Genomic DNA, 22,335 nt, shown 5'->3' on the forward strand with positions numbered 1-22,335 from the left:
CGACTGTTTTGGAGTGCTAAATCGCTTCCTCGAGTATCGATAGCCTGCCGGGCACCAAGGCGTCTTCCACGGCGGTGATGCGCAGCACGTGGCCGAGCTCAGGATGGGCGGGTCGGGCGATCAGCTTGCCGGCGTCCAGCAGTTCCGCGTGAACGCGCTTGGCCAATACCGCGTTGGCCATGCGAATACCGATAAAGTTCGTGGCACTGGGCAGCACATCGGCGCCCAGTGCGCGAAAGTGATCGGCCAGCCGTTCGCGACGCTCACAGACGGCATCGATGTGGGCCCGGGTTTCCTCCGGATGATCGAGCACCACTTCCGCGGCGGCCAGGGTGAGGGTCGACACGGCATAATGGATGCGCACTTTCATCAGCACCGCGAGGGTCTCGGGTTCGGCGATGGCATAGCCGATGCGCATCCCGGCCATGCCGTGGGCCTTGGAGAGCGTCCTCAGCCGGACGACGCCGGGCAGTACCTCGCGGCTGAAGGGTGAGTCGGCATCGGCGCGGAAATCATGGTAGGCCTCGTCGAGCAACAGCCAGCAATCCTCGGGCAGGCCGGCGCGCAGGTCGCGAATCGCTGCGTCGGAATGCAGATGGCCGGTGGGATTGTCGGGATTGGCCAGGTAGACCAGACGTGCTTTCCGTTCAAGCGCCAGGCCCTTCAAGGCCGTCAGGTCGGGCGCCAGGTGTCCGGGACCTTTGTCGTAGCTGACTTCCAACAGCTCGCAACCCTGCCCTTGGGCGAAATAGCCGAAGGTGGGATAGGTGCCGGCACTGGCAATCACCGTGTTGCCCATGGGCGCCAGACCCCGCAGGGCCAGGGCGATCAGGCTATCGGCGCCGGCATCGACGAGAAGCGCCTCGAGCGGAATTCCCTGCTGTTCCGACACCCGCTGACGCACCCCGAGTGCCTCGGCATCGCCATAACTGTAGGCGTGTTCGACCATGGCGTCGCCAAAGTGCGCGCGCAGGGCGCGATGGGGCATGTCGAGCCCCTCGTTGGAACCCAGACGGTGGGGAATCTCGCGTCCCAGGCGCCGCTCCAGCACCTTGATGCCAGGAAAAGGATTGCTCGGGCCGTCGCCTTGCAGATGATCGGGATAGCGGGGCATGGGGTCTCCTGTGTGATGCCGGTAGTAATGAGCGATGTAGCGATGAAGACGTCAGACGTTGAGTTGCCGTCAGACGTCGAGCTGATAGGTCAGCCAGTCGGTTCGCGTGGCGTGGCGGTCATAGACCCCCCTGGCGCGATAGTTCTGTTCCTTGGTGATCCAGCGCACGAACGGCCATCCCTGGTGGCGGGCTTCCTCACGCAGGGCTTCGAGCATGATGTCCACGGCTCCCTCGCCGCGATGGTCTGGATCGATGTAGAGGTCATCGAGAAAGCCGATTTTTGCCCCGCGCAGCGGCGAGGGCATGGCGCGAAAATGCATCAGCCCGATCGCCGTGCCCTCGTCGTTTCGCGCCAGGCGCCCCTGCAAGGGTTCGTCGGGCGCCTGGAGCCAGTCCCACACGGTTGCCAGGATAGTGTCGCTCATGGGCATGCCGTAATACGTGGCATAGCCGTGATACAGCCGGGTCCAGTCGGGCCGGTCGGCGGGGGTGGGCGTGGCGAGTTGCAGGGTCATGGCCTAGGCCTCTTGTTGAGCATGACGATGGCGATGGCGCCGAGAATCAGCAGCAGAGCCAGCAGGACCCTGAGGGTGAACGGCTCGTCGAGCAGCACGATGGCACTGCCGACACCGACCACCGGAATGATCAGGGTGCTGATGGTCGATTGTGCCAGGGTCAGGCGATTGACGTTGCGAAACCACAGCATCTGCGCCAGGCATATAGAAAACACCAGATGATAGCCCAGCGCCAGCCAGGTGCTGTCCTGCCAGGCGCTGATCGGCGGGGGCGATTCTCGCCAGGCCATCAGCCAGAGCATCGGCAGCGCACAGATGGCGAATTGCCAGCCGGTGATGACCACCGGATGGCTCTCCCAGCGGCCGCGTCGCTTGATCAACACGGTGCCGAGCGCCCAGGAGAGTGCCGCGCCGATAACGATCATGGGCCCGATCAGCTCCTCGATGCCCGCCTCAAGCGCGGTTGGCCCGAGCAGCACGATCAATCCCGTCTGACCGGTGGCGAGCCCCAGCCACTGACGTCGGCTGATGCGCTCGCCGAGCAGCGCCCAGGCCATCAGCGCCGCCCAGCAGGGCATGGTGAAGGCGATGATCGCCGCTTGGGACGTCGGCATGCGTAATTGCGCGAAGGCGGTGGCCAGGTTGAAGCCGAGAATCGTGAACAGGCCCGTGACGACGAGCCAGGGCCACTCCTTGCGCGAAACGCGAAGCGCCAGGCCGCTGAGGCGCGCCCAGCCCAGCAGCATGATGGCCCCGGCGCTGAAGCCGATCGCCCGCAGGGTGAAGGGGGGCAGATCCATGAGGATGAAGCGCACCGCCGGCCAGTTGCCGCCCCAGAACAGGCCGATGGCGCCGATCAGCATCAGGGAGCCGAGCAGTGGACGGTCGACCAGGGCGCCCTGGAGTCGCTGAGCGAGGGGATGGGACATGCGGCGGTTCATCCGGGGTTGGCGGCCAGCACCTTATGGCGATTGAGCAGGTGGTGGGGGTCGAGGGCGTGCTTGAGCGTGTGCATCAGGGCGATCTCCTCGGGCGTGCGCGACAGTGCCAGGTAATCGCGCTTCTCCAGGCCGATGCCGTGTTCGGCCGATACAGAGCCGCCCAGCGCCGCCAGGGGCGTATAAACGCATTGCGCCACGGCTTGGCGGGTCTGGGGATCGGCGCTGCCGACGCTGATGGAGAGATGCAGGTTACCGTCGCCGAGATGGCCGAAGGTGACCAGACGCGCCCCGGGCCATTCGTGAATCAGCGCCGGCTCCAGCGCGTCGATGTAGTCGGCCATGGCGTGGATCGGCAGGCTCACGTCGAAGGCGAGCAAGGGCGATAGCGCCGCGATCAGTCCCTCGATGTCCTCGCGTATCGCCCAGATACCTTGTCGTTGGGCAGCGGAATGGGCGATGACGGCGTCGTTGATCAACTCGCTTTCCAGCGCGGCTTCCAGCGAGGCCGAAAACAGCTCGGCGTGATGCGTCGGGTCGTGGCCCAGCGATTCCACGATGACGAAGAAGGGCGCCTCGGGGGCAATCGGCGGCGTATGCCGACCGCTTTCGGTGGTCAGCAGTCGATAGTGGCTTTGCCACATCACCTCGAAGGCCGCCAGGCTGCCACCGAGCGCATTGCCCATCCGGGCGAGCAGGCCGGTGAGCGCCGCGAAGGAGTCGCAGGCCACCAGCGCGGTCTGCACGTCGGGCGTTGCCGGATGCAGGCGAAGCACCGCACGGGTGACGATCCCCAGCGTGCCTTCGCTGCCGATGAAGAGCTGCTTGAGGTCGAAACCGGCGTTGTTCTTCAGCATGCGGCTCATCGAGCTGACCACGGTGCCGTCGGCGAGCACGGCTTCGAGCCCCAGCACCTGCTGGCGCATCATGCCGTAGCGGATCACCCTCACGCCGCCGGCGTTGGTGGCGATGTTGCCGCCGATGGTGCAGCTGCCGCGGGCCCCCAGGTCGAGCGCAAACTGCAGACCCACCGCCTCTGCGGCTTCCTGAACGGCCTGCAGGGGCACGCCGGCCTGCACGGTCAGGGTGGCGCCGATGGTGTCGACATGCTCGATGGTGGTCAGGCGTTCCAGCGAGATGGCCAGCTCGTCGGGGTCGACGTCGGCACCCTGCACCAGGCCGGTGAGGCCGCCATGAGCGACCACGGGCTGACGTGCGCTATGGCACAGGCGCATCACCGCCGCGAGCTCCTGGGGGGAAGCGGGTCGCACAATCGCCCGCGCCCGACACGGCGCGCCGCTGAGCCAGTCCACCGAACGCCGGCTGACATCCTCGCCTGTCAGGACGTTGCCCGAGCCTACCAGGGCCTCGATGTCGGTCAGCAGGGCGTCCATCGGTCTTCCTTCCTTTATGTCGAGCTTTCGCATGTCGTCCCTTGCTTAGCGAAACGGCGTGAGCACCGAGCGCTGTCGATCGGACTTAGGCGCTCGCCAGTGCCTGCTCGCGCCCCGGAATGGCCGCCAGCAGTTCGCGCGTGTAAGCCGCCTGGGGGTTGAGGAAGACGTCGCGCGCGCTGCCCTGCTCGACGATACGGCCGTTCTGCATGACCAGGATCCGGTCGCAGATCTGCGCGGCGACCCGCAGGTCGTGGGTGATGAACAGCAGCGACAGCGAGAGCCGATGCTTGAGGTCTTCCAGCAGATGGAGGATCTGCGCCTGGATGGAGACATCCAGCGCCGAGACCGCCTCGTCGGCGACGATCAGCTCGGGGTCGAGCGCCAGCGCCCGGGCGATGCCGATACGCTGGCGCTGGCCACCGGAGAATTCGTGGGGAAAACGATCGGCGACGCCGCCCAGCCCGACCAGTTCGAGCAGCTCGTCGGCCTGCTTGAGGGCCTTGTCGCGCGCAACGCCATTGGCGATCGGGCCCTGGGCGATGGCCATGCCCACCCGGGTACGCGGGTTCAGCGAGGCATAGGGGTCCTGGAAGATCATCTGCACGCGCCGGCGTTCGCGCCGCAGGGCCTCGCCCTTGAGCGATGAAAGATCGATACCGGAAAGCGTTAGGGTGCCGCTGTCGGGACGTTCCAGACGCACCACGCAGCGGCCCAACGTCGACTTGCCCGAGCCCGACTCCCCGACCACGCCGAGGGTCTCGCCCGGGGCGAGAATGAAGCTGACGTCGTCCAGGGCGTGGACTTCGCGTGACGCCTTGAACAGCCCACCGCGGGAGCGAAACACCTTGTGCAGATGGCTGACTTCGAGCAGCGGCGTTGGCGGGTCCAGATAACGGCTTTCGGGAATGCGATTGCCGGGGATCGCCTCGATCAGCGCCCGGGTGTAGTCATGCTGGGGCCTTTCCAGCACGTCGCGGGCCGTACCGAGCTCGACGATGCGTCCCTCGCGCATCACGCAGACGCGGGTGGCGATCTCGGCGACCACGCCGAAGTCGTGGGTGATGAACATCACCGCCATGCCATGGCGTCGTTGCAGGTCGGCGATCAGCTCGAGGATCTGCGCCTGAGTCGTCACGTCGAGTGCCGTGGTCGGCTCGTCGGCGATCAGCAGTTCCGGCTCGAGCGCCAGCGCCATGGCGATCATCACCCGCTGGCGCTGGCCGCCGGAGAGCTCGAAGGGGTAGGCGCGAATGGCCTTCTCGGGCTGGGGAATGCCCACTTCGATCAATAGCTCCAGTGCACGCGCCTGGCGCTCTGGCGGGGTGAGCTTGTTGTGCGCCTCGAACACCTCACCGATCTGGGCGCCGACTCGCATGAGCGGGTTCAGCGCGGTCATGGGTTCCTGGAAGATCATGCCGATGCGCAGCCCGCGTAGTTCGCGATGCTGTTTCTCGGTCAGGGTCAGCAGGTTCTGCCCATCGAACATCACCTCGCCGCCGGTGGCTCGCACCCCCTTGGGCAGCAGGCCCATGACGGCATTGGCGGCCATGGACTTGCCGGAACCCGATTCTCCCACCACGCACAGGATCTCGCTGCCGTGGACATCGTAGCTGACGTCCTCGACGGCGTAGGGGCGATCGGCGCCCTTGGGCAGGGCCAGGGTCAGGCCGCGAATACTCAGTACCGGATCACTCATGGAAATCTCCTGGGCCAGGCGACTACTGACGCTCGCGGGCGAGTTTGGGGTTCAAGGCGTCGTCGAGGCCTTCGCCGACCAGGTTGAGCGACAGCACGGTCAGCAGGATTGCCACGCCGGGAAAGAAGCTCAGCCACCAGGCCTGACGAATCACCGTGCGCGCCGCACCGATCATGTAGCCCCAGGACATCACGTTGGGATCGCCCAGCCCCAGGAACGACAGGGCCGACTCGAGAAGAATCGCGGTGGCGACCATCAGCGAGGCCAGCACGATGATCGGCGACAGGGTATTGGGCAGGATCTGGCGCAGGATGATGGTCAGGTCGCCCTGGCCGACCAGCCGCGCCGCCTCGACATATTCGCGGTGACGCAGCGACATGAACTCGGCGCGCACCAGGCGAGCGACCGGTGGCCAGCTGACCAGGGCAATGGCCAGCACGATCGAGGTCACGCTGGGCTGCATGATCGCGACCAGCACGATGGCCAGGGCAAAATTGGGGATGGTCTGGAAGAACTCGGTGAAGCGCATCAGGGCGTCGTCGATCAGGCCACCGTAGTAGCCGGCGATGGCGCCCAGCGGTACGCCGATGGCCAGCGCGACCGTGGTCGAGACCAGGCCGATCAGCAGCGACACCCAGGCGCCATGCATCAGGCCTGATGCCACGTTGCGGCCCATGGTGTCGGTGCCGAGCGGGAACCCGTCCTGCTCGAGGGGCGGCAGGAAGGGCCGCTGGACCATGCGCCAGGGCGATTCGGGAAACACCAGCGGGGCGAGTATCGCCATCAGGATGATCGCCACCAGGATGATCAGCCCGATCAGGGCGCCGCGGTTCTGGGCAAAACGGGCGAGGAATTTCATGAACCCCCCTTGATGCGCGGGTCGGCCAGGCCGTAGACGAGGTCGGTGATGATGTTGAAGACGATCACCAGGGCCGCCGAGAAGAAGAAGATGCCGAGCAGCAGGTTGTAGTCGCGCTGTTGCAGCGCCTCGAACATCAGCCGGCCAATGCCGGGCCAGGCAAATACCGTCTCGGTGAGGATGGCACCACCGACCATCTGCCCGGCCTGCAGGCCGGCCAGGGTGATGATCGGCAGCAGGGCGTTGCGCAGGATATGCCGTCGCTGGATGACGCTGTTCTTCAGCCCCTTGGCGCGGGCGGTCTTGACGAAATCCTGCTGACTGGCATCAAGCATCGAGGCGCGGGTCATGCGGGTATAGATCGCCATGAAGAACAGCGCCAGGGTCGTCGCGGGCAGAATCAGGTGCTTGCCGACATCGAGCGCGAGGGCAAAGCCGGTATGCCCGGCGCCGACGGTATACAGGCCATAGGCGGGCAGCCAGTCCAGATAGACCGAAAAGACCACCACCGACATCAGGGCGACCCAGAACAGCGGTGTCGCGTAGAACAACAGGGCCAGCGCCATGATGATGGAGCCGGAGGGCTTCTTGACGCGCGCGGCGGCCAGCGAGCCGGCGACGATGCCCAACACCAGTGACAGCACGAAGGCCGTGCCGGTCAACAGCAGGGTGGCGGGAAGCCGTGCCAGGATCAGGTCGAGTACCGGCATCTGCTGGCGATAGGAGTAACCGAAATCGAGCGTGGCGACCCCCGAGACGTAGCGCCAGAGCTGGACGTAGAGCGGCTGGTCGAGCCCGAAACGTTCGCGCAGTTGGCGCAGGAACTCTTCATCGGTGGCACCCGCCTCACCGGCGAGTATGGCAGCCGGGTCGCCGGGGGCCAGTTGGATCAAAAAGAAATTCAGGATGATGATCATGAACAGCACGATCACTGCCTTGAAGAGACGTGAGGCGATCAAGCGGGCGTAGAGCATGGGGTTGCCTCTGACGACGTAGGGGCTAGCGTGGTGAAAATCGTCGTGAAAGTTGAGGGCGGCGAGCGCCGCCCTTTTTCACGCGATGAGCTGATCATCAACGATCGAGCCAGGTGTCCTTGAAGCTGTCGTTGACGCCGACGCCGGAGGTCACCAGATTCTTGACGTCGCAGCGGTAGACCGTCGGGAAGCCGAGTTCCAGCAACCAGCCCACCGGCACGTCTTCCTGAAGGATTTCCTGGACCTCGTGATACAGCGCCTCGCGCTCCTCTTCGGGGTAGGCTGTCGCCGCCTCGTTGAACAGCTCATCGACCTTCTCGTTCTCGTAGCCCTCGACGTTGTTCCAGGGCGAGCCTTTCTCGATATTGCTGGAGAGATAAGTGCGCGAGATGCCGAGCGCCGGGTCGCCGTACTGGTAGAGGTAGGTGAAGGCCAGATCGAAGTCCCATTCGCCGAGTCGCTGATTCCAGCCGCCGACGTCGGTGGCCTCGGTGGTCACTTCGATGCCGACCTCTCTCAGGTTCTGCTGCACGGCTTCGGCCCAGCGCGTCCAGGTCTCACCGTAGGGGAGCGGCAGCAGGCGAACCTCCTCGCCGTCGTAGCCCATTTCGTCGAGCAGCTCGCGGGCCTTTTCCGGGTCATGATCGTAGGGTTCAAGATCGTCGTTCTGGAACTTGGCATTGGAGCCGAAGGCGCCGAGCGGCACCTTGCCCAGGCCATTCCAGAGTACATCGCGGGCGAACTCGCGGTCCATGGCGTACATTACAGCCTGGCGGAAGCGCTTGTCGGCGGTGGGGCCTTCGCGATTGTTCATCCACAGCATGGCGAAGGGGCTGAAGTATTCGTGGCCTTCCTCGGTCACGCAGGTGTTGTCCATCTCGGTGAGACGCGGGATGTCGAAGTTCTCGACGGTGCCGTAGGGCAGGACATCCACCGTGCCGTTCTCGTAGGCAATGGCCCGTGAGGCGCCATCGGGAATGATGTGCCAGTTGATGCCATCCAGGTAGGGCAACCCTTCCTCGTAGTAATCCTCGTTCTTGACCAGCTTGATGACCGTGCCGCGGTCCCACTCGTCGAACTTGAACGCCCCGGTGCCGATGGGGTGATTGTTGGCCTCATTGTTGCGAAAGTCGGTACCGGCGTAGATATGCTCGGGCACCATGGTGAACGTGCCGGCCTCGAAGGACAGTGGGAAGGGACCAAAGGGTTCGGTGAGGGTAAATTCGACGGTGTAGTCGTCGATGGCCTCGATGGATTCGATGTGCTGCAACACGGCACGAGCACTGGGATTGAGATCGCGATGAAAGACGTCCGCCGAGAACACCACGTCCTCGGCATTGAATGTCTCACCGTCGTGCCAGGTCACGTCTTCGCGCAGATGGAAGGTCCAGGTAAGGCCGTCGTCGCTGACCTCCCATTCCGTGGCGAGCTGCGGGATGGGTTCCAGGTCGGTGGTGTAGCGCATCAGGCCTTCGTAGATATTCCCGGCTACCGTGCGAGTCGGGGCGTTCTGGATCATCCCCAACACCAGACCGGGGGGTTCCGGTTGGATGACGGTATCGATCACCCCGCCGTATTGAGGCTCCTGGGCAACGGCAGACGTGGCGGTCATGGCCGCAGCGGTGATCGCCAAGGCAAGGGGAGTCTTCATGAAGCATTCCTCGATTGTTTGTTGTAATCACACTGGAAGTTATAGCTCACCTTGTTTGAAGCTAGCAGGCGCAATCCAAGCTGTCGACAGTCGACAAGTTATTCATTTCCGCCATACTGAATCCCTGCCTTCATGCAAAATATACCCTCATGACAATGAAAGGAACGCGGCGCAATGCCTCGAACGACTGCGACCGATAGTGGCGCCTTCATTCAGCCGACCAATCTTGTCGATCAGGTCGCCGATTACCTGACGCAGGCGATTATCGGCCAGCGTTTCGCACCGGGAGAACGACTCTCCGAAGTGCAACTCGCACGCGACCTGGGCGTCAGTCGTGCACCGGTTCGTGAGGCGGCACGCTTGCTGGAAAGTCGCGGTCTGCTGGTGTCGAAGCCGCGCAAGGGCGTGTTCGTGCGTGCCCTGGATGCGAGTGAACTGAACGATATCTATGACATGCGATTATGTCTGGAACGTCATGCCACGGAGCGGCTGTCCGCTTCTTTCACCGATGAGATCGAGGCCTCGCTGCGATCCCAGGTCGAGAGGCTCTGCGAGGCGGCCAGCCACGGCGACGAGACCCAGCGCATCGAGGAGGATCTGGCCTTTCACCGCCTGATGATCGCCTGGACCGGCAATCGTCGGCTGCTCCAGTCCTTCGATGCGCTGTCTCATGAGCTGCGCCTTTGTATCACCCTGATCACCAAGACCCACGAGGACCCCGACAGCATCGCCGATTGCCACCACTTGTTGCTCGACGCGCTGAAAAGCGGGGATGCAAGGCGCTGCCGTGAGGCCGTCGATTATCATATCGGGGTGGCGCGGGACTATGTGATCAAGGCCGTGGCGGAATCACGAACCTGAGAGGAGTCGACGATGTTGCAGGATAGCGAACGCCGGGTGCTGGCGCAGTGCGACGAGGTCTTCGACCAGACACTGGACATGACGCGCGACCTGGTCCGCGAGTACAGCGTGCTCGGCCAGGAACGCGGGGTGCTGGAGGTTATGGAAGGGTGGTTCGAGCGCCTTGGGTTGCCGGTGGAGCGCGTCCCGCTCGATGACCCCTCGCTGGCGCAGAATCCGCACCATGCGCCGGTGAATTGGCCTCTGGAGAATCGCTACAACCTGGTGTCGGCGCTCAACCCCGAGGCCGACGGGCCTCACCTGGTATTCAATGGCCATCTCGACGTGGTGCCGGCGGAGCCCACCGATACCTGGACTCGGCCGCCCTGGGAGCCCTGGCAGCAGGATGGCTGGCTTTACGGACGTGGTGCCGGCGACATGAAAGCCGGCATCGCGGCGATGGTGATGGCGGTTCATGCGGTACGCCAGGCCGGCGTCGAGACCCGCTTGCCCCTCACCCTGCAGACGGTGATCGAGGAGGAGTGCAGCGGCAATGGCGCCCTGGCGTGTATCCACCGTGGCCATGGCGGCGATTTCGTGTTGATCCCCGAGCCGTTCGGCGCGCGCATCTATTCGGGGCAGACCGGGGTGGTGCGCTTTCGCATCCGCGTCGACGGCGTGCCGGCCCACGTGCTGGATACCTCCGCCGGCAGCGACGCCATCGAGACCATGCAGCGCTTGATTCCCGCGCTCAAGGCGCTGGAAGCAGAGCTCAATGCCGAACGGCGGCCGCCCTATGATGCCCTGGCGCACCCCTTCAATCTCAATATCGGTCGTTTCGAAGGCGGCAACTGGGCGTCCAGCGTGCCCGCCCACGCGATTATCGAGGGGCGTATCGGCTTCGCGCCGGAGGCCTCACCGGCGAGTGTGATGCAGCGTCTGGTCGATGCGGTGCAAGACGCTCATGCGCGGCTCGATCTCCCCGGTGCGCCACCACGGGTGAGCTTTCATGGCTTTCGCTCGGAAGGACATCTCGTCGATCTGGCAAGCCCCGGCGTCAGCCTGCTGGAAGCCTGTCACCGTGAGCTTACCGGCCGCGACGCCGAGCACTACCTCTCAACCTGCACCACCGACCTGCGTGCCTTTCATGTCGCCGCGGGCGTCACCGGGACCTGCTACGGCCCGGTGGCCGAGCACATCCACGGCATCGACGAGCGTGTGGACATCGAGTCGATTCGTCACACGCTCAAGGCCTATGCGCTGTTTCTCTGTCGCTGGGGTATCACCGGGTCGGCATTGCATCGCCAAACATCTTCCTGAGTGTCAGATGATGCCGGCCTGGCGCAGTTTGGCGCGCGTGTCGGCGTCGATGCCGAGCTCGTCGAGCACCTCCTCGGTGTGCGCTCCGAGCTCGGGCCCCCCGCTGCCCAACCGGCCGGGCGTGGCGCTCAGCTTGGGTAATACACCGGGCACCTTGAGTGGCTTGCCGCTGGGCCGCGTGAACGTCTGGATCATCTCCCGGGCCAGATAGTGTGGGTCGCTGGCGATATCGGCGGCGGTGTAGGGGAAGCCGGCCGGCACCCGGGCGGCATCCAGCCTTGCGAGGATCTCGTCACGCGCGCGCTCATGGGTCCACGCCTCGATGGCGGTGTCGATCATCCGGGCCTGTCGGGTGCGGCCATCGTTATGGGCCAGCTCAGGTTCCTCGGCGAGATCGGGGCGTCCTATCTCGTGCATCAGGCGCTTGAAGATGCTGTCGCCATTGCCGGCGATGAGCACATAGTCGCCGTCGCGACAGCGATAGGCATTGGATGGCGTGATACCGGGAAGCGCGCTGCCGCTGGGCTGGCGAATCTCGCCGCTGGCGTCGAATTCCGGCAGCAGGCTTTCCATCATGGCAAAGACCGATTCGTAGAGCGCGACGTCGATTTCCTGGCCCAGGCCGCTTCGCTGGCGTTCCTGCAAGGCCAGCAGGGTACCGATGACCGCGTAAAGCGCCGAGAGCGAGTCGCCGATGCTGACGCCGACGCGCACCGACGGCTCGCCGGGCTGTCCGGTGAGGTAGCGCAGGCCGCCCATGGCCTCGCCGATCACCCCAAAGCCGGGTTTGTCGCGATAGGGGCCGGTCTGGCCGTAACCAGAGATGTGCGCCATGATCAGGCCCGGGTTATCGGCAGCAAGCGTCTCCCAGCCAAGCCCCCACGTCTCGAGAGTGCCGGGACGGAAGTTTTCCACCAGTACGTCGGCCTCGCCGGCCAGTCGGCGCACCAGCGCCTGACCTTCCGAGGAGCGCAGGTCGAGGGAGACGGAACGCTTGTTGCGCGTCTGCACATGCCACCAGAGCGAGGTGCCATCCTCGATCATTCGCCATTTGCGAAGTGGGTCGCCGGTCCCGGGCGGTTCGATCTTGATCACGTCGGCGCCGAACTCACCGAGCAGCTTGGTGGCGAAGGGACCGGCGATCAGCTGACCCAGCTCCAGTACCTTGAGGCCTTCCAGGGGAAGCCGGCGAGTCGTCGCGGTGGTCATGCGTCTACTCCTTAGTTGTCATTGCGTTAGCTGTCATCACGTCAGCTGTCATCGCGCAGGATTCGGAAGGGCGCCCACTGCTGACAGACTGGCGTGACTTCCAGCCGGGTGATATTGACGTGAGCGGGCAGCATGGCGATATGAAAGGCCTGCTCGGCGATATCACGGGGTTGCAGCGCCTGGGTGCCCTTGTAGTAATCATCGACGACCGAATGATCGCCCTTCATGCGCACGAGGGTGAACTCGCTTTCGGTCATCCCCGGTGCCAGGTCGGTCACGCGCACGCCGTGTTCCCCGACATCGCAGCGCACGTTATAGCTGAACTGCTCGACGAAGGCCTTGGTGGCGCCATACACATGACCCCCCGGATAGGGCGTGTGGCCGGCGATAGAGCCGATGTTGATCACCGTGGCGCCAGGGCCGGTCTCGATGAGCCGGGGCAACAGCAGCCGGGTGACATTGACCAGGCCCTTGATGTTGGTATCGATCATGCGGTGCCAGTCGGCGAGGTCCGCGTCCTGGGCGGGGCCCTTGCCGAGAGCGAGGCCCGCATTGTTGATCAGCAGCGTGACATGGCGAAAGGCGCTCGGCAGCGACTCGATGGCATCGGCGACAGCCTCATGGTCGGTCACGTCGAGTTCGGCGACATGCACGGGTACCTGGCTCTCCAGCGCCTGCTGCAACGCGCTGAGCCGCTCGCCGCGACGCCCGGTGAGCACCAGCGACCAACCGGCGGCAGCAAAGCGGTGGGCGCAGGCTTCCCCGATGCCCGAGGTGGCGCCGGTGATGAAAGCGACAGGGTGGCGGGTGTCGTGCATGGTGAATGCTCCTGGAAAAGGACGCCGACGCGTGTCGACAAGGCTTAATGAAGAGCGAGGCAGGGAGGTCGGTATATTAACCTTTAGTCGCGGATGGCGGCGGTTATATTGGCAGAGCCCAGGCGGGCCGGGGCATTATCAGGTATCGTCATTGGCGACGTCTTTCTTCCTCAACGATAACCATAACGAAAACAACGCATGACAAAACAATCATGGAGTACGCAATGCGGAAATCTCTGATCACCACGCTGGCTAGCCTCGGCATCCTTGCGGCCGCGCCGTTCGCGCTCGCCGATACCATCGAGATTCAGGTCAACAACACCATGAGTGAAGGTGGCTCGGAAAGTGCCGCCGTGGAACGTTTCGCCGAATATCTTGAAGAAGAGGCCCCGGGTCGCTTCGAGGTCCGTCCCTTCCTGGCGGGCTCGCTGGGCGGCGAGAACGCCGTGCTCGAACTGCTCAAGCTGGGCGAAACCCAGCTATCGATTACCGGGGGCAACTGGCGTCAGCAATACGCACCGGACTACGATGCCATCACCGTGCCATTCGTATTCTCGACCTGGGACGAGGTCGACGCTTATATGGAGAGTCCGTCGGGCCAGACATTGATCGAACTTGCCGAGGACCGTGGTGGGCTGAAATATTTCGGCACCCAGCATCGTGGCCCGAGGCACATGACCGCCAATCAGGAGATCCAGTCGCCCGAGGATCTCGACGGTTTCCGTCTGCGGCTGCCGGCGCTGCCGGTGTGGCTAGAGGTCTGGGAGGAGATCGGCGCTCAAGTGGTGAACGTGCCGGCGCCGGAGATATATCTGGCGATGCAGACCGGTCAGGTCGATGGGCACGAGAATTCTCTTTCCTCGCCCTATACCCGTCGTCTCTGGGAAGTCCAGAGTCATATCATCATGACCAGCCATGTGATGTTCCCGTGGAACTGGGTGGCCAGCAAGAGCTGGTGGGAAGGCTTGAACGAGGACGATCAGGCAGTGCTCACCGAGGCGATTCACGTGGCGCGCCAGCACGGCACCGAGCGTGAGCGTGAACTCGACGAGTTCTACCTCGAGGAACTCCAGAAGGAGGGCATGACGATCATCGAGCCCGATGTAGAGCCCTTCCGTGACGCCGCGCGGCCGGCGATCGAGCGTATTCTTTCCGAGATGGCCGATGGGGTCATGGACGACGCGCTGGGTGACGAAGGTTGATGTCCTGCTAGCGTGTCGGACATGGCTGATATGCAGCGGCGCCTTCGGGCGCCGCTGTTCCTTGTGACGATGTATTTCCGACGATGTTTTTCTTACGATACTTAGGGGGCGAATTACGTGTTTCACGATTCCGTTGCTCCGACGAGTGCCATCGACCGAGTGGCCTTTCGACTTCTCAAATGGCTGACCCTGACGTGCGACGTCATCGGGGTGTTGCTGCTTGCCGGCGTGCTGTTGATGCTCGTGGCAGCGGTGGCGATGCGCGACGTGCTGGGGCTCGGCTTGCCCTGGACCGAGGAGATGGCCTCCATGCTTGCGATCTATGCCGTAGGGGTCGGCTCGCTGTCCGCCTGGGTGCGCGGTGAGCATCTGGCGGTAGACCTGTTCAGTCACCGGCTGCCGAAACTCGCGCGAGCGGTACAGTTTCGTCTTTGTGCGATCATTTCCTGCGGTTTCTTCGCCCTGGCCGCCTGGGGCGCCTGGTTGATGGCCGAGTCGAGCGCCTACAACCGTACCGTGTCGCTGGGTATCAGCTTCAGCTACCTGTATTACGGCATCCTGATCGGCTTCGCCGGCATGACGGTGCTCTCTCTCTGGCAGGCGCTGCGCGGTGAAGTGACGTGGCGTTCCGTCGCCGACATGAACGAGGAGCATCCCGATGCTTGAACTGTTGATCTTCGTTGGTGGCCTGCTGTTCCTGATGATCGTCGGCTTGCCGGTGGTTGTGGCTATCGGAGTGACGTCATTTATCGCGTTGGCGGTGACCAGCGCCTCGGGGTTTCCCGTTGAGTTGTTACCACTGCGTATGGTGCAGACGCTCAACAACTACACCTTGCTGGCGATCCCGCTGTTCATTCTCGCCGCCAACATCATGAACACCGGGTCGACTACCACGCGGATATTCGATTTCGCGACCGCACTGGTCGGCTTTACCAAGGGCGGGCTGGGCCATGCCAATGTGGTGGCAAGCTCGATCTTCGCCACCATGTCGGGCACTGCGGTGGCCGATGCCGCGGGCCTGGGCAGTATCGAGATTCAGGCGATGAAGGAGCGCGGCTATGACCTGGGCTATTCCACCGGGGTGACCGCCGCATCGAGTGTCATCGGCCCTATCCTGCCGCCGAGTATCGCGCTGGTGGTCTACGGCTGGCTCGCCAATGTCAGTATAGGCGCCCTGTTCATGGCGGGCATCCTGCCGGGCATTTTGATGGCGATCCTGCTGATGGGCATGACGCTGGTGCTGTCGCGAAGGGTGAAAATGCCCGAGCCGACGCCGTTCGATGTGACCGAGGTACTAAGCACCGGGCGTCGCGCCGTTCTGCCGTTACTGATGCCGATCATCATCGTTGGCGGGATCTGGAGTGGTTTCTTCTCGCCCACCGAGGCCGGGGCGGTGGCTTCGCTCTATGCCATTGTGCTGGGGGTGCTGGTGTATCGTGATCTGTCCTTTCGCGATCTCTACCGCTCTTTTCGGCGCACGCTGATGTTCAGCGTGGCAATCTTGGTGATCATTGCCGTATCGAGTTTCTATGGCTGGATCCTGGTGCGTATCGGCATCCCGCAGGCCCTGGCGGCCCAGGTGGCCGGCCTCGATCTGCCGACCATCCTGCTGCTGTTGGGATTTGCCATCTTTTTCCTGTTGATTGGCTGCTTCATGTCGGTGGTGGAAAGCATCCTGATCTTCACCCCCATCGTGGTGCCCGCGGCGTTGAGCGTTGGGCTGGACCCCCTGCACTTCGGCGTGGTCATGGTCATTACCCTGTCGGTCGGCGTCATCACGCCGCCTTTCGGCAATGTGCTTTTTTTGATGGTAGGGATCACCCGTCTACGTTACGGCCAGGTGGTCATGGCCGTGCTGCCGTTCTTGATTCCTATCGTTGCCACCATCCTGTTGTTGATCGCCGTCCCGGGACTTGCCACCTGGTTGCCTAACCTGACCGGTTACTGACGCTCTGGAGACGACCATGTCCCTGCCTGACGCCGACTATCTCCTCGACTGTCTGACCCAGATGCTGGAGATCCCTTCGCCCTCGCTGCATGGCGAGGCGATGGAAGCGTGGCTGACCCCACGGCTCGAAGCCGCCGGCCTGGCGGTGACGCGTACGGTGCGTGGCGACCTCTTGGCACAACAGTCCGGCGATTCGCCACGCCGCGCGATCACCGCCCATCTGGATACGCTGGGGGCGATGGTGGTGGCGCTCAAGTCCAGTGGACGACTGGCGGTGCGTCCGATCGGCCACTGGAATGCCCGCTTCGCCGATGGGGCCAGGGTGCGGGTTCACGGTGACGAACAGGGCGTCATTGCGCTGGGGACGCTGCTGCCGCTGAAGGCCTCGGGGCATGTGTACAACGAGGCGGTGGACGCGCAGCCCTCGGCATGGGATCACCTCGAGCTGCGTCTCGATCTGGTCGATACCTCTCCCTCTGGTCTGGCTCGGCAGGGCATCGAGGTGGGCAGTCTGGTGAGCATCGAGAGCCAGGCACGCGTCACCGATACCGGCTTTATCAATGCCCGACATCTCGACAACAAGGGGGCGATTGCCTGCATCCTGGCGGCGCTGCGGGCGGGGGCGAGCGTGAAAGGCACGCGACTGGTGTTTTCCTGTGCCGAGGAGCTGGGCATCGGCGTGAGCTGGACGATGCTCGAGGGCATCGAGGAGGTGCTGAATCTGGATATCGCCGCTCAGGGCGAAGGCCAGAACCTCTGCCATGATGGCGTCACCATCGCCATGATGGACTCAATGGGGCCGCTGCATCCGCGGGCTACACAGGCGCTGCTGCGACTCTGCGAGCAGCACGGCATTGCCCATCGCCGTGACTGTTTTCCCCACTATTACTGTGATGGCGATTCGGCATCCCAAGCCGGCATGGATCTACGCAATGCGCTGGCCTGCTTCGGGGCCGATGCTTCTCATGGCTGGGAGCGGGTGCACATCGACTCCTTGATGGCACTTTCCCGGCTGGTGGGGCTGTGGTTGGCAGTCCCGAGGGATGGTGCGCTCTCCCGGTGATCGACTGAGTCATCGGTCCAGTGTGTCGGGGTCATGCCCGGCCTCGCCGGGGCGATATGAGAAGCCGGGTCGATGGGAGAAGGGATGATGTGACAAGTCGCGCAGTGCCAGGTATTCACGGCTGGGGCCGTCGGTTGATGCCATGCCCGCCTTGAAGAACGCCTTGTCGAGCATCGCTTCGCGGGATTCCATCAGCGCCTGAGCCGTGTGCATGTGGTCGGCCATGACGGCCCGTGCCTCGTCGATCTTTCCCTGGCGCAGGGCGCCAAGCAGCTGGCGTTGATAATCGTGCCCACGGCGGCGCAGCTCGGGATAGGGCTGCTGGTAGATGCGCTGGCAGGTGGTCAGGCCCATCAACAGGCGAATCGGGAAGCGGCACATCAAGGCGAGTAGCGGATTGGGGCAGTAGTCGACGAGCAGCAGATGGAACTCCAGCTCCTTGATGCGTTGCAGGCGCTCTTCTTCCAGCGAGGCAGGCGGATGGTCGTAGAAGGCCATGACCGCCTCGAGGTGTGCGAACGCGGTGTCGTCGAGCACGCCGCCGAGACTTGCCACCAGGGTGGGCTCCAGTTGTTTCCTGACCTCGTAGATATCGTGGATCGTCGGTGGGCGAAAGAAGAAGTAGTTGCCGAGCAGTTCCATGGTGCGGTCGTCGCTCACCTCGGCGATGAAGGCGCCACCGCCCGGTCCGGTGCGCGTCTGCAGCAGCCCCTGGGATTCCAGGCCCCGCAATGCTTCGCGGATGGTGCCCTTGGAGGCGCCCAGGGCCTCGATCAGATGCGATTCCTGGGGCAGCCGGTCGCCTGGCCTGAGGCCATGCCCGGCGATGTACTCCTTGATGGCTTCACCGATCACCTCGGTGCGCTTGCGACGGTTGGGCTGGTGCGTGGGTCGGTTCATTCGCGACCTTCCGCCACCGCCTGGGTGGCACGACGCCGCCATGGCCCCTCGACAGGGTAGCGGCACGCGGCCAGCTGATCGTGGCGATCCGCCAAGGGAGCAAGCGGCGGCACGCTCTCCCGGCAGTCGTCGCGGGCCCGGGGACAGCGTGGGGCGAAGGCGCAACCTGGGGGTGGGGCGAGCGGGTCGGGAAGCTCGGCATCACCCGATTCCGCCTGGATCGGCGGGCCGCCGGGAATCGGCGCGCTGCCGAGCAGCAACCGGGTGTAGGGGTGCGCAGGAGAGCGGAATAGCTGACGCGACGGTGCCTGTTCGATGACACGCCCGAAGTACATGACGGCGATGCGATCGCTGATGGTCTCGACCACCGACAGGTCGTGGCTGATGAACAGATAGGTCAGGTCGAACTCATCCTTGAGGCGCCGCAACAGCTTCAGCACCTGGGCCTGGATGGAGACATCCAGCGCCGAGACCGGTTCGTCGAGTACCAGGACCTCGGGTTCGGCGGCCAGCGCCCGGGCGATGCCGATGCGCTGGGCTTGCCCGCCGGAGAATTCATGCGGGTAGCGGGAAATGAATTCCGGGCGCAGGTTGACCACTTCCATCAGTTCGCCGAGCCGTGTGTCGAGCTCTCGGTCTTCCAGCCCGCGCAAGTGGCGAAGCGGGGCGGCAAGAATCTCGCGGATGCGCTTGCGCGGGTTCAGTGAGCTCAGCGGGTCCTGGAACACGTACTGGATGCGCCGCGACAGGGCATGACGGTCGAGGCGGCGCAGGTTCTGCAGATCCTCGCCACGATAGTGGATGGTGCCGGCCGTTGGCGTATCCAGCCCTACCAGCATGCGCGCCAGGGTCGATTTGCCGCAGCCGGACTCGCCGACGATGCCCAGCGTATCGCCACGCGCGACGTCCATGTCGATGCCCTGCACGGCCTGGACACCTGGGCGGTCGGGACCAAACCAGCGACGCCCGCCGCCGAAGGTGCGGGTCAGCCCGCGAATCTCGAGTAGGGGCGGCTTCATGTCGTCACTCCCTGCGTCGTGGGATCGGCGATGCCGAGCGGCTTGATACACCGCACCCGGCGGTCGGCATCGGTGGCGATGAGCTCGATGTCGCCGCGCCGGCAGGCCGGCTCGACGAGGTCGCAGCGATCGGCGAACGCGCAGCCTTCCGGCAGGGCGTTGGCGGCCGGGGGCAGGCCGGGAATCGCCGCCGGCTCGTTATCCGGCTCCCCCAGGCGCGGCACGCAATCGATCAAGCGACGCGTATAGGGGTGGCGGGGCGTGTCGAGAATCTCGGCGGTCGAGCCGATCTCGACGATGCGCCCGGCATACATTACGGCCACTCGGTCGCAGACCTGGGACACCACGCCGAAGTCATGCGTGATGAAGAGCACGGCGGTGCCTTGGGTGTCGCGCAGATTTTGGATCAGCGCCAGGATCTGTGCCTGAACCGTGACGTCCAGCGCGGTGGTGGGCTCGTCGGCGATGATCAGCTGCGGGTCGTTGGCCAGCGCCATGGCGATGCCCACGCGCTGGCGCATGCCGCCGGAGAGTTCGTGGGGATACTGGTCGGCTCGTTGGGCCGGATTGGGGATGCGTACCTGGCCGAGCAGTTCGACGGCAAGCTTGCGCGCCTCGACCTTCGAGAGCGGCTGGTGCAGCTGGATCGCCTCGATCAGCTGATCGCCGACGCGAATCAGCGGATGCAGGGTGGAAAGGGGGTCCTGAAAGACGTAGGCGACATCCTTGCCGCGGATCTTGCGCAGTTGCCCGGCCGAGAGCCCCAGCAGGTCTCGCTTGGCCAACGACACCCGGCCCCGGGTGATCACGCCGGGCGGCGAGGCGACCAACCCCAGCAGCGACAGCGCGGTCACCGACTTGCCGGAGCCGGACTCGCCCACCAGCCCCAGGCATTCGTTGGGACGAATGGCAAAGCTCACCCCATTGACCGCGCGGTAGGTCTGCTCGCCGACCTCGAAGTCGGTATGCAACTCATCGACCGTCAGCAAGGCGTTGTCGTCGGGGCCGTCTTGTGAATCGGCATGTCCCGGCTGGCGGCGAATACGCGTGATCGGCGCCGGGCGCGAGAGCGCGCCGGACTTGAGGCGCGGGTCGAGTGCGTCGCGAATGCCGTCGCCGAGCAGATTGATGCTCATCACCAGGATAAAGATCACCAGCCCCGGCAGCATGGCGACATGGGGCGCGTTGAGCATCATCTTGCGCCCCTCGCCGAGCATCGAGCCGAGATCCGCCTGGGGCGGCTGGGCGCCCAGGCCGAGGAAGCTCAGCCCTGCGGTCTCGAGGATCATCCAGCCCACCGTGGTCGACATGGTGATCACGATCACCGGCAGGACATTGGGCAGTAGCTCGCTGGTCAGGATTCGCAGGTTGCCCTTGCCGGAGAGTCGCGCGGCATCGATGAATTCGCGGTGGGCGATGCCCACGGTGACGCCGCGAATATTGCGGGCAAAGAACGGGATATTGACGATGGCGATGGCGTAGAGCGCGTTCATCAGACCCGGCCCCAGCACCGCCACGATCGCCAGGGCGAGCAGGATGTAGGGAAAGGCCATCAGCATGTCGATGCCGCGCATCATCAGGTTGTCGGTACGCCCCCCAAAGTAGCCGGCGACGATGCCGATCAGCGAACCGACGAGTGCGGCCACCAATGAGGCGGCGATGCCGACGGCCAGGCTGATGCGCGTTCCCCACAGCAGGCGGGAGAGAATGTCTCGCCCCAGCGCATCGGTACCCAGCAGATGGTCCGGCGAGAAGGGTGGCCGCAAGCGATTGGCCGGCTGAGTGACGTCGGGGTCGAGCAGTGGCAGCCAGGGCGTGATCAGGACCAGCAGAAGCAGCAGCGCCAGCACGATTGCCCCGAAGGCGGCCAGGCGATTGCGCGCGAGAAGCGTGAGGAAGGCCATCATGCCCTGATCCTCGGGTCGAGCCAGTGCTGGAGCAGATCGGCGAACAGGTTGAAGAGCACATAGCTGGCGGCCACCACCAGCACGCCGCCCTGGACCAGTAGTAGGTCGCGGGTCGAGATGGCATTGACCAGCATCCGGCCGATACCGGGCCATTGGAAGACCGTCTCGATGTAGACCGCGCCACCGATCACGAAGCCGGCCTGCACGCCGATGACCGGGATCAGGTTGACCAGCGCCACCTTGAAGGCGTGACGCATCACCACGCGACCCTCGCCCAGCCCCTTGGCACGGGCGGTGCGAATGTAATCCTGGCGCATGACCTCGAGCATGTTGGAGCGCGTCAGGCGGGCGATCACCCCGGCGGCGACGACGGCCAGCGCGAGGGCGGGAAGCACCAGATGGTGAAGGATGTCGAGCACGCCGCCGCCGCCATATACCGCCGTCATGCCGCTGGCAGGAAACCAGCGTAGTTCCACGGCGAAGGCCAGAATCATCAGCATGCCGAGCCAGAAGGCCGGCACCGAAATCCCTACCAGCACCAGCAAGGTAATGATTCTGTCGCTCCATCCGTACTGGCGCACGGCGGAGACGATACCTGCGGCCACGCCGACCACGATGCAGATCACAAGCGCTGTGCCGGCGAGAATCAGCGTGGCGCCGAAGCGCTCGAGCACCTCGTCGAGCACCGGTCGGTTGAGCGAGTAAGAGCGACCCAGGTCGCCTTGCAGGATATTGCCGAGCCAGACCAGGTATTGCTGCGGCGCCGGCAGATCGAGACCCAGGTCGGCACGCAGTTCGGCGAGATTCTCCGGTGTGGCATAGGAGCCGAGAATGGCGCGGGCCGGGTCACCCGGAATCAGCGACATGATCGCGAAGACGATCAGCGAAAGACCGAGCAGTACCGGCAGGATCATCAGCAGGCGGCGCAAGGCATAGCGAAGCATGGGCGGCTCCGTGGTTTGAG

20 protein-coding genes are annotated in these 22,335 nt (G+C 64.4%); 6 read left to right on the top strand and 14 right to left on the bottom strand.

Features of this window, described 5'->3' with window-relative positions:
* Positions 1-16 precede the first annotated feature (16 nt).
* From KG088_RS02240 to KG088_RS02275, 8 genes are all read right to left on the bottom strand, one after another.
* Positions 17-1,114: a pyridoxal phosphate-dependent aminotransferase gene (locus KG088_RS02240; RefSeq protein WP_213823846.1), complete on the bottom strand. Its 1,098-nt coding sequence runs from the start codon at positions 1,112-1,114 to the stop codon at positions 17-19.
* A gap of 69 nt (positions 1,115-1,183) precedes the next feature.
* On the bottom strand, positions 1,184-1,630 hold the full coding sequence (locus KG088_RS02245; RefSeq protein WP_213823847.1) for a GNAT family N-acetyltransferase: 447 nt from the start codon (positions 1,628-1,630) through the stop codon (positions 1,184-1,186).
* Complete coding sequence (locus tag KG088_RS02250) at positions 1,627-2,559, bottom strand: DMT family transporter (protein WP_213823848.1); 933 nt, start codon at positions 2,557-2,559, stop codon at positions 1,627-1,629. The genes KG088_RS02245 and KG088_RS02250 overlap by 4 nt, the downstream gene beginning before the upstream one ends.
* Positions 2,560-2,567: 8 nt before the next feature.
* Complete coding sequence (locus tag KG088_RS02255; protein WP_213823849.1) at positions 2,568-3,962, bottom strand: FAD-binding oxidoreductase; 1,395 nt, start codon at positions 3,960-3,962, stop codon at positions 2,568-2,570.
* A gap of 85 nt (positions 3,963-4,047) precedes the next feature.
* Positions 4,048-5,661 (bottom strand): ABC transporter ATP-binding protein, encoded by a 1,614-nt coding sequence (locus KG088_RS02260; RefSeq protein ID WP_213823850.1) that lies wholly within the window; start codon positions 5,659-5,661, stop codon positions 4,048-4,050.
* A 22-nt stretch (positions 5,662-5,683) separates the two neighbouring features.
* Entirely contained in the window at positions 5,684-6,520 is an 837-nt protein-coding gene (locus KG088_RS02265; protein ID WP_213823851.1) for an ABC transporter permease, read from the bottom strand.
* Positions 6,517-7,494, bottom strand: coding sequence for an ABC transporter permease (locus KG088_RS02270; RefSeq protein ID WP_213823852.1), 978 nt, complete (start codon positions 7,492-7,494; stop codon positions 6,517-6,519). Before KG088_RS02270 ends, KG088_RS02265 begins: the two co-directional genes overlap by 4 nt.
* A 97-nt stretch (positions 7,495-7,591) precedes the next feature.
* The gene (locus KG088_RS02275; RefSeq protein WP_213823853.1) at positions 7,592-9,145 is read right to left on the bottom strand and encodes an ABC transporter substrate-binding protein; all 1,554 of its coding nucleotides are present in this window, start codon (positions 9,143-9,145) and stop codon (positions 7,592-7,594) included.
* 174 nt (positions 9,146-9,319) lie between these two features.
* On the opposite strand from KG088_RS02275, the gene KG088_RS02280 reads away from it, so the two are divergent.
* Together KG088_RS02280 and KG088_RS02285 are read left to right on the top strand one after the other, a co-directional pair.
* Entirely contained in the window at positions 9,320-10,006 is a 687-nt protein-coding gene (locus KG088_RS02280; protein WP_213823854.1) for a GntR family transcriptional regulator, read from the top strand.
* Positions 10,007-10,018: 12 nt separating this feature from the next.
* Positions 10,019-11,305: an ArgE/DapE family deacylase gene (locus KG088_RS02285; RefSeq protein WP_213823855.1), complete on the top strand. Its 1,287-nt coding sequence runs from the start codon at positions 10,019-10,021 to the stop codon at positions 11,303-11,305.
* Between the two features lie 3 nt (positions 11,306-11,308).
* Here KG088_RS02285 and KG088_RS02290 read toward each other — a convergent pair whose 3' ends face one another.
* The gene (locus KG088_RS02290) at positions 11,309-12,514 is read right to left on the bottom strand and encodes a CaiB/BaiF CoA transferase family protein (protein ID WP_213823856.1); all 1,206 of its coding nucleotides are present in this window, start codon (positions 12,512-12,514) and stop codon (positions 11,309-11,311) included.
* Positions 12,515-12,555: 41 nt separating this feature from the next.
* Positions 12,556-13,332: an SDR family NAD(P)-dependent oxidoreductase gene (locus KG088_RS02295; RefSeq protein ID WP_213823857.1), complete on the bottom strand. Its 777-nt coding sequence runs from the start codon at positions 13,330-13,332 to the stop codon at positions 12,556-12,558.
* A gap of 224 nt (positions 13,333-13,556) precedes the next feature.
* On the opposite strand from KG088_RS02295, the gene KG088_RS02300 reads away from it, so the two are divergent.
* From KG088_RS02300 to KG088_RS02315, 4 genes are all read left to right on the top strand, one after another.
* A complete protein-coding gene (locus KG088_RS02300) occupies positions 13,557-14,534 on the top strand; it encodes a TRAP transporter substrate-binding protein (protein ID WP_213823858.1) in 978 nt (325 codons plus the stop codon).
* Positions 14,535-14,651: 117 nt separating this feature from the next.
* Positions 14,652-15,200, top strand: coding sequence for a TRAP transporter small permease (locus KG088_RS02305; protein ID WP_213823859.1), 549 nt, complete (start codon positions 14,652-14,654; stop codon positions 15,198-15,200).
* On the top strand, positions 15,193-16,482 hold the full coding sequence (locus KG088_RS02310) for a TRAP transporter large permease (protein ID WP_213823860.1): 1,290 nt from the start codon (positions 15,193-15,195) through the stop codon (positions 16,480-16,482). Before KG088_RS02305 ends, KG088_RS02310 begins: the two co-directional genes overlap by 8 nt.
* 16 nt (positions 16,483-16,498) lie before the next feature.
* On the top strand, positions 16,499-17,545 hold the full coding sequence (locus KG088_RS02315; protein WP_213823861.1) for a zinc-binding metallopeptidase family protein: 1,047 nt from the start codon (positions 16,499-16,501) through the stop codon (positions 17,543-17,545).
* A 9-nt stretch (positions 17,546-17,554) separates the two neighbouring features.
* Here KG088_RS02315 and KG088_RS02320 read toward each other — a convergent pair whose 3' ends face one another.
* From KG088_RS02320 to KG088_RS02335, 4 genes are read right to left on the bottom strand one after another with little or no spacing between them, the layout of a single operon-like run.
* Positions 17,555-18,445: a FadR/GntR family transcriptional regulator gene (locus KG088_RS02320; RefSeq protein ID WP_213823862.1), complete on the bottom strand. Its 891-nt coding sequence runs from the start codon at positions 18,443-18,445 to the stop codon at positions 17,555-17,557.
* Complete coding sequence (locus KG088_RS02325) at positions 18,442-19,464, bottom strand: ABC transporter ATP-binding protein (protein WP_213823863.1); 1,023 nt, start codon at positions 19,462-19,464, stop codon at positions 18,442-18,444. The genes KG088_RS02320 and KG088_RS02325 overlap by 4 nt, the downstream gene beginning before the upstream one ends.
* On the bottom strand, positions 19,461-21,371 hold the full coding sequence (locus KG088_RS02330) for a dipeptide/oligopeptide/nickel ABC transporter permease/ATP-binding protein (protein WP_213823864.1): 1,911 nt from the start codon (positions 21,369-21,371) through the stop codon (positions 19,461-19,463). The genes KG088_RS02325 and KG088_RS02330 overlap by 4 nt, the downstream gene beginning before the upstream one ends.
* Positions 21,368-22,315: an ABC transporter permease gene (locus KG088_RS02335; protein WP_213823865.1), complete on the bottom strand. Its 948-nt coding sequence runs from the start codon at positions 22,313-22,315 to the stop codon at positions 21,368-21,370. Before KG088_RS02335 ends, KG088_RS02330 begins: the two co-directional genes overlap by 4 nt.
* Positions 22,316-22,335 lie beyond the last annotated feature (20 nt).

Source organism: Halomonas jincaotanensis (genome assembly GCF_018448785.1).
Taxonomy (GTDB): Bacteria; Pseudomonadota; Gammaproteobacteria; order Pseudomonadales; family Halomonadaceae; genus Halomonas; species Halomonas jincaotanensis.

Excerpts from the sequence above, each read along its gene's own strand:
- KG088_RS02295 (WP_213823857.1), bottom strand. The coding sequence starts at position 13,332 with ATGCACGACACCCGCCACCCTGTCGCTTTCATCACCGGCGCCACCTCG.
- KG088_RS02315 (WP_213823861.1), top strand. The coding sequence starts at position 16,499 with ATGTCCCTGCCTGACGCCGACTATCTCCTCGACTGTCTGACCCAGATG.
- KG088_RS02325 (WP_213823863.1), bottom strand. The coding sequence starts at position 19,464 with ATGAAGCCGCCCCTACTCGAGATTCGCGGGCTGACCCGCACCTTCGGC.
- KG088_RS02290 (WP_213823856.1), bottom strand. The coding sequence starts at position 12,514 with ATGACCACCGCGACGACTCGCCGGCTTCCCCTGGAAGGCCTCAAGGTA.
- KG088_RS02255 (WP_213823849.1), bottom strand. The coding sequence starts at position 3,962 with ATGGACGCCCTGCTGACCGACATCGAGGCCCTGGTAGGCTCGGGCAAC.
- KG088_RS02270 (WP_213823852.1), bottom strand. The coding sequence starts at position 7,494 with ATGCTCTACGCCCGCTTGATCGCCTCACGTCTCTTCAAGGCAGTGATC.
- KG088_RS02335 (WP_213823865.1), bottom strand. The coding sequence starts at position 22,315 with ATGCTTCGCTATGCCTTGCGCCGCCTGCTGATGATCCTGCCGGTACTG.
- KG088_RS02280 (WP_213823854.1), top strand. The coding sequence starts at position 9,320 with ATGCCTCGAACGACTGCGACCGATAGTGGCGCCTTCATTCAGCCGACC.
- KG088_RS02300 (WP_213823858.1), top strand. The coding sequence starts at position 13,557 with ATGCGGAAATCTCTGATCACCACGCTGGCTAGCCTCGGCATCCTTGCG.
- KG088_RS02260 (WP_213823850.1), bottom strand. The coding sequence starts at position 5,661 with ATGAGTGATCCGGTACTGAGTATTCGCGGCCTGACCCTGGCCCTGCCC.
- KG088_RS02275 (WP_213823853.1), bottom strand. The coding sequence starts at position 9,145 with ATGAAGACTCCCCTTGCCTTGGCGATCACCGCTGCGGCCATGACCGCC.
- KG088_RS02310 (WP_213823860.1), top strand. The coding sequence starts at position 15,193 with ATGCTTGAACTGTTGATCTTCGTTGGTGGCCTGCTGTTCCTGATGATC.
- KG088_RS02245 (WP_213823847.1), bottom strand. The coding sequence starts at position 1,630 with ATGACCCTGCAACTCGCCACGCCCACCCCCGCCGACCGGCCCGACTGG.
- KG088_RS02265 (WP_213823851.1), bottom strand. The coding sequence starts at position 6,520 with ATGAAATTCCTCGCCCGTTTTGCCCAGAACCGCGGCGCCCTGATCGGG.
- KG088_RS02320 (WP_213823862.1), bottom strand. The coding sequence starts at position 18,445 with ATGAACCGACCCACGCACCAGCCCAACCGTCGCAAGCGCACCGAGGTG.
- KG088_RS02285 (WP_213823855.1), top strand. The coding sequence starts at position 10,019 with ATGTTGCAGGATAGCGAACGCCGGGTGCTGGCGCAGTGCGACGAGGTC.
- KG088_RS02250 (WP_213823848.1), bottom strand. The coding sequence starts at position 2,559 with ATGTCCCATCCCCTCGCTCAGCGACTCCAGGGCGCCCTGGTCGACCGT.
- KG088_RS02330 (WP_213823864.1), bottom strand. The coding sequence starts at position 21,371 with ATGATGGCCTTCCTCACGCTTCTCGCGCGCAATCGCCTGGCCGCCTTC.
- KG088_RS02240 (WP_213823846.1), bottom strand. The coding sequence starts at position 1,114 with ATGCCCCGCTATCCCGATCATCTGCAAGGCGACGGCCCGAGCAATCCT.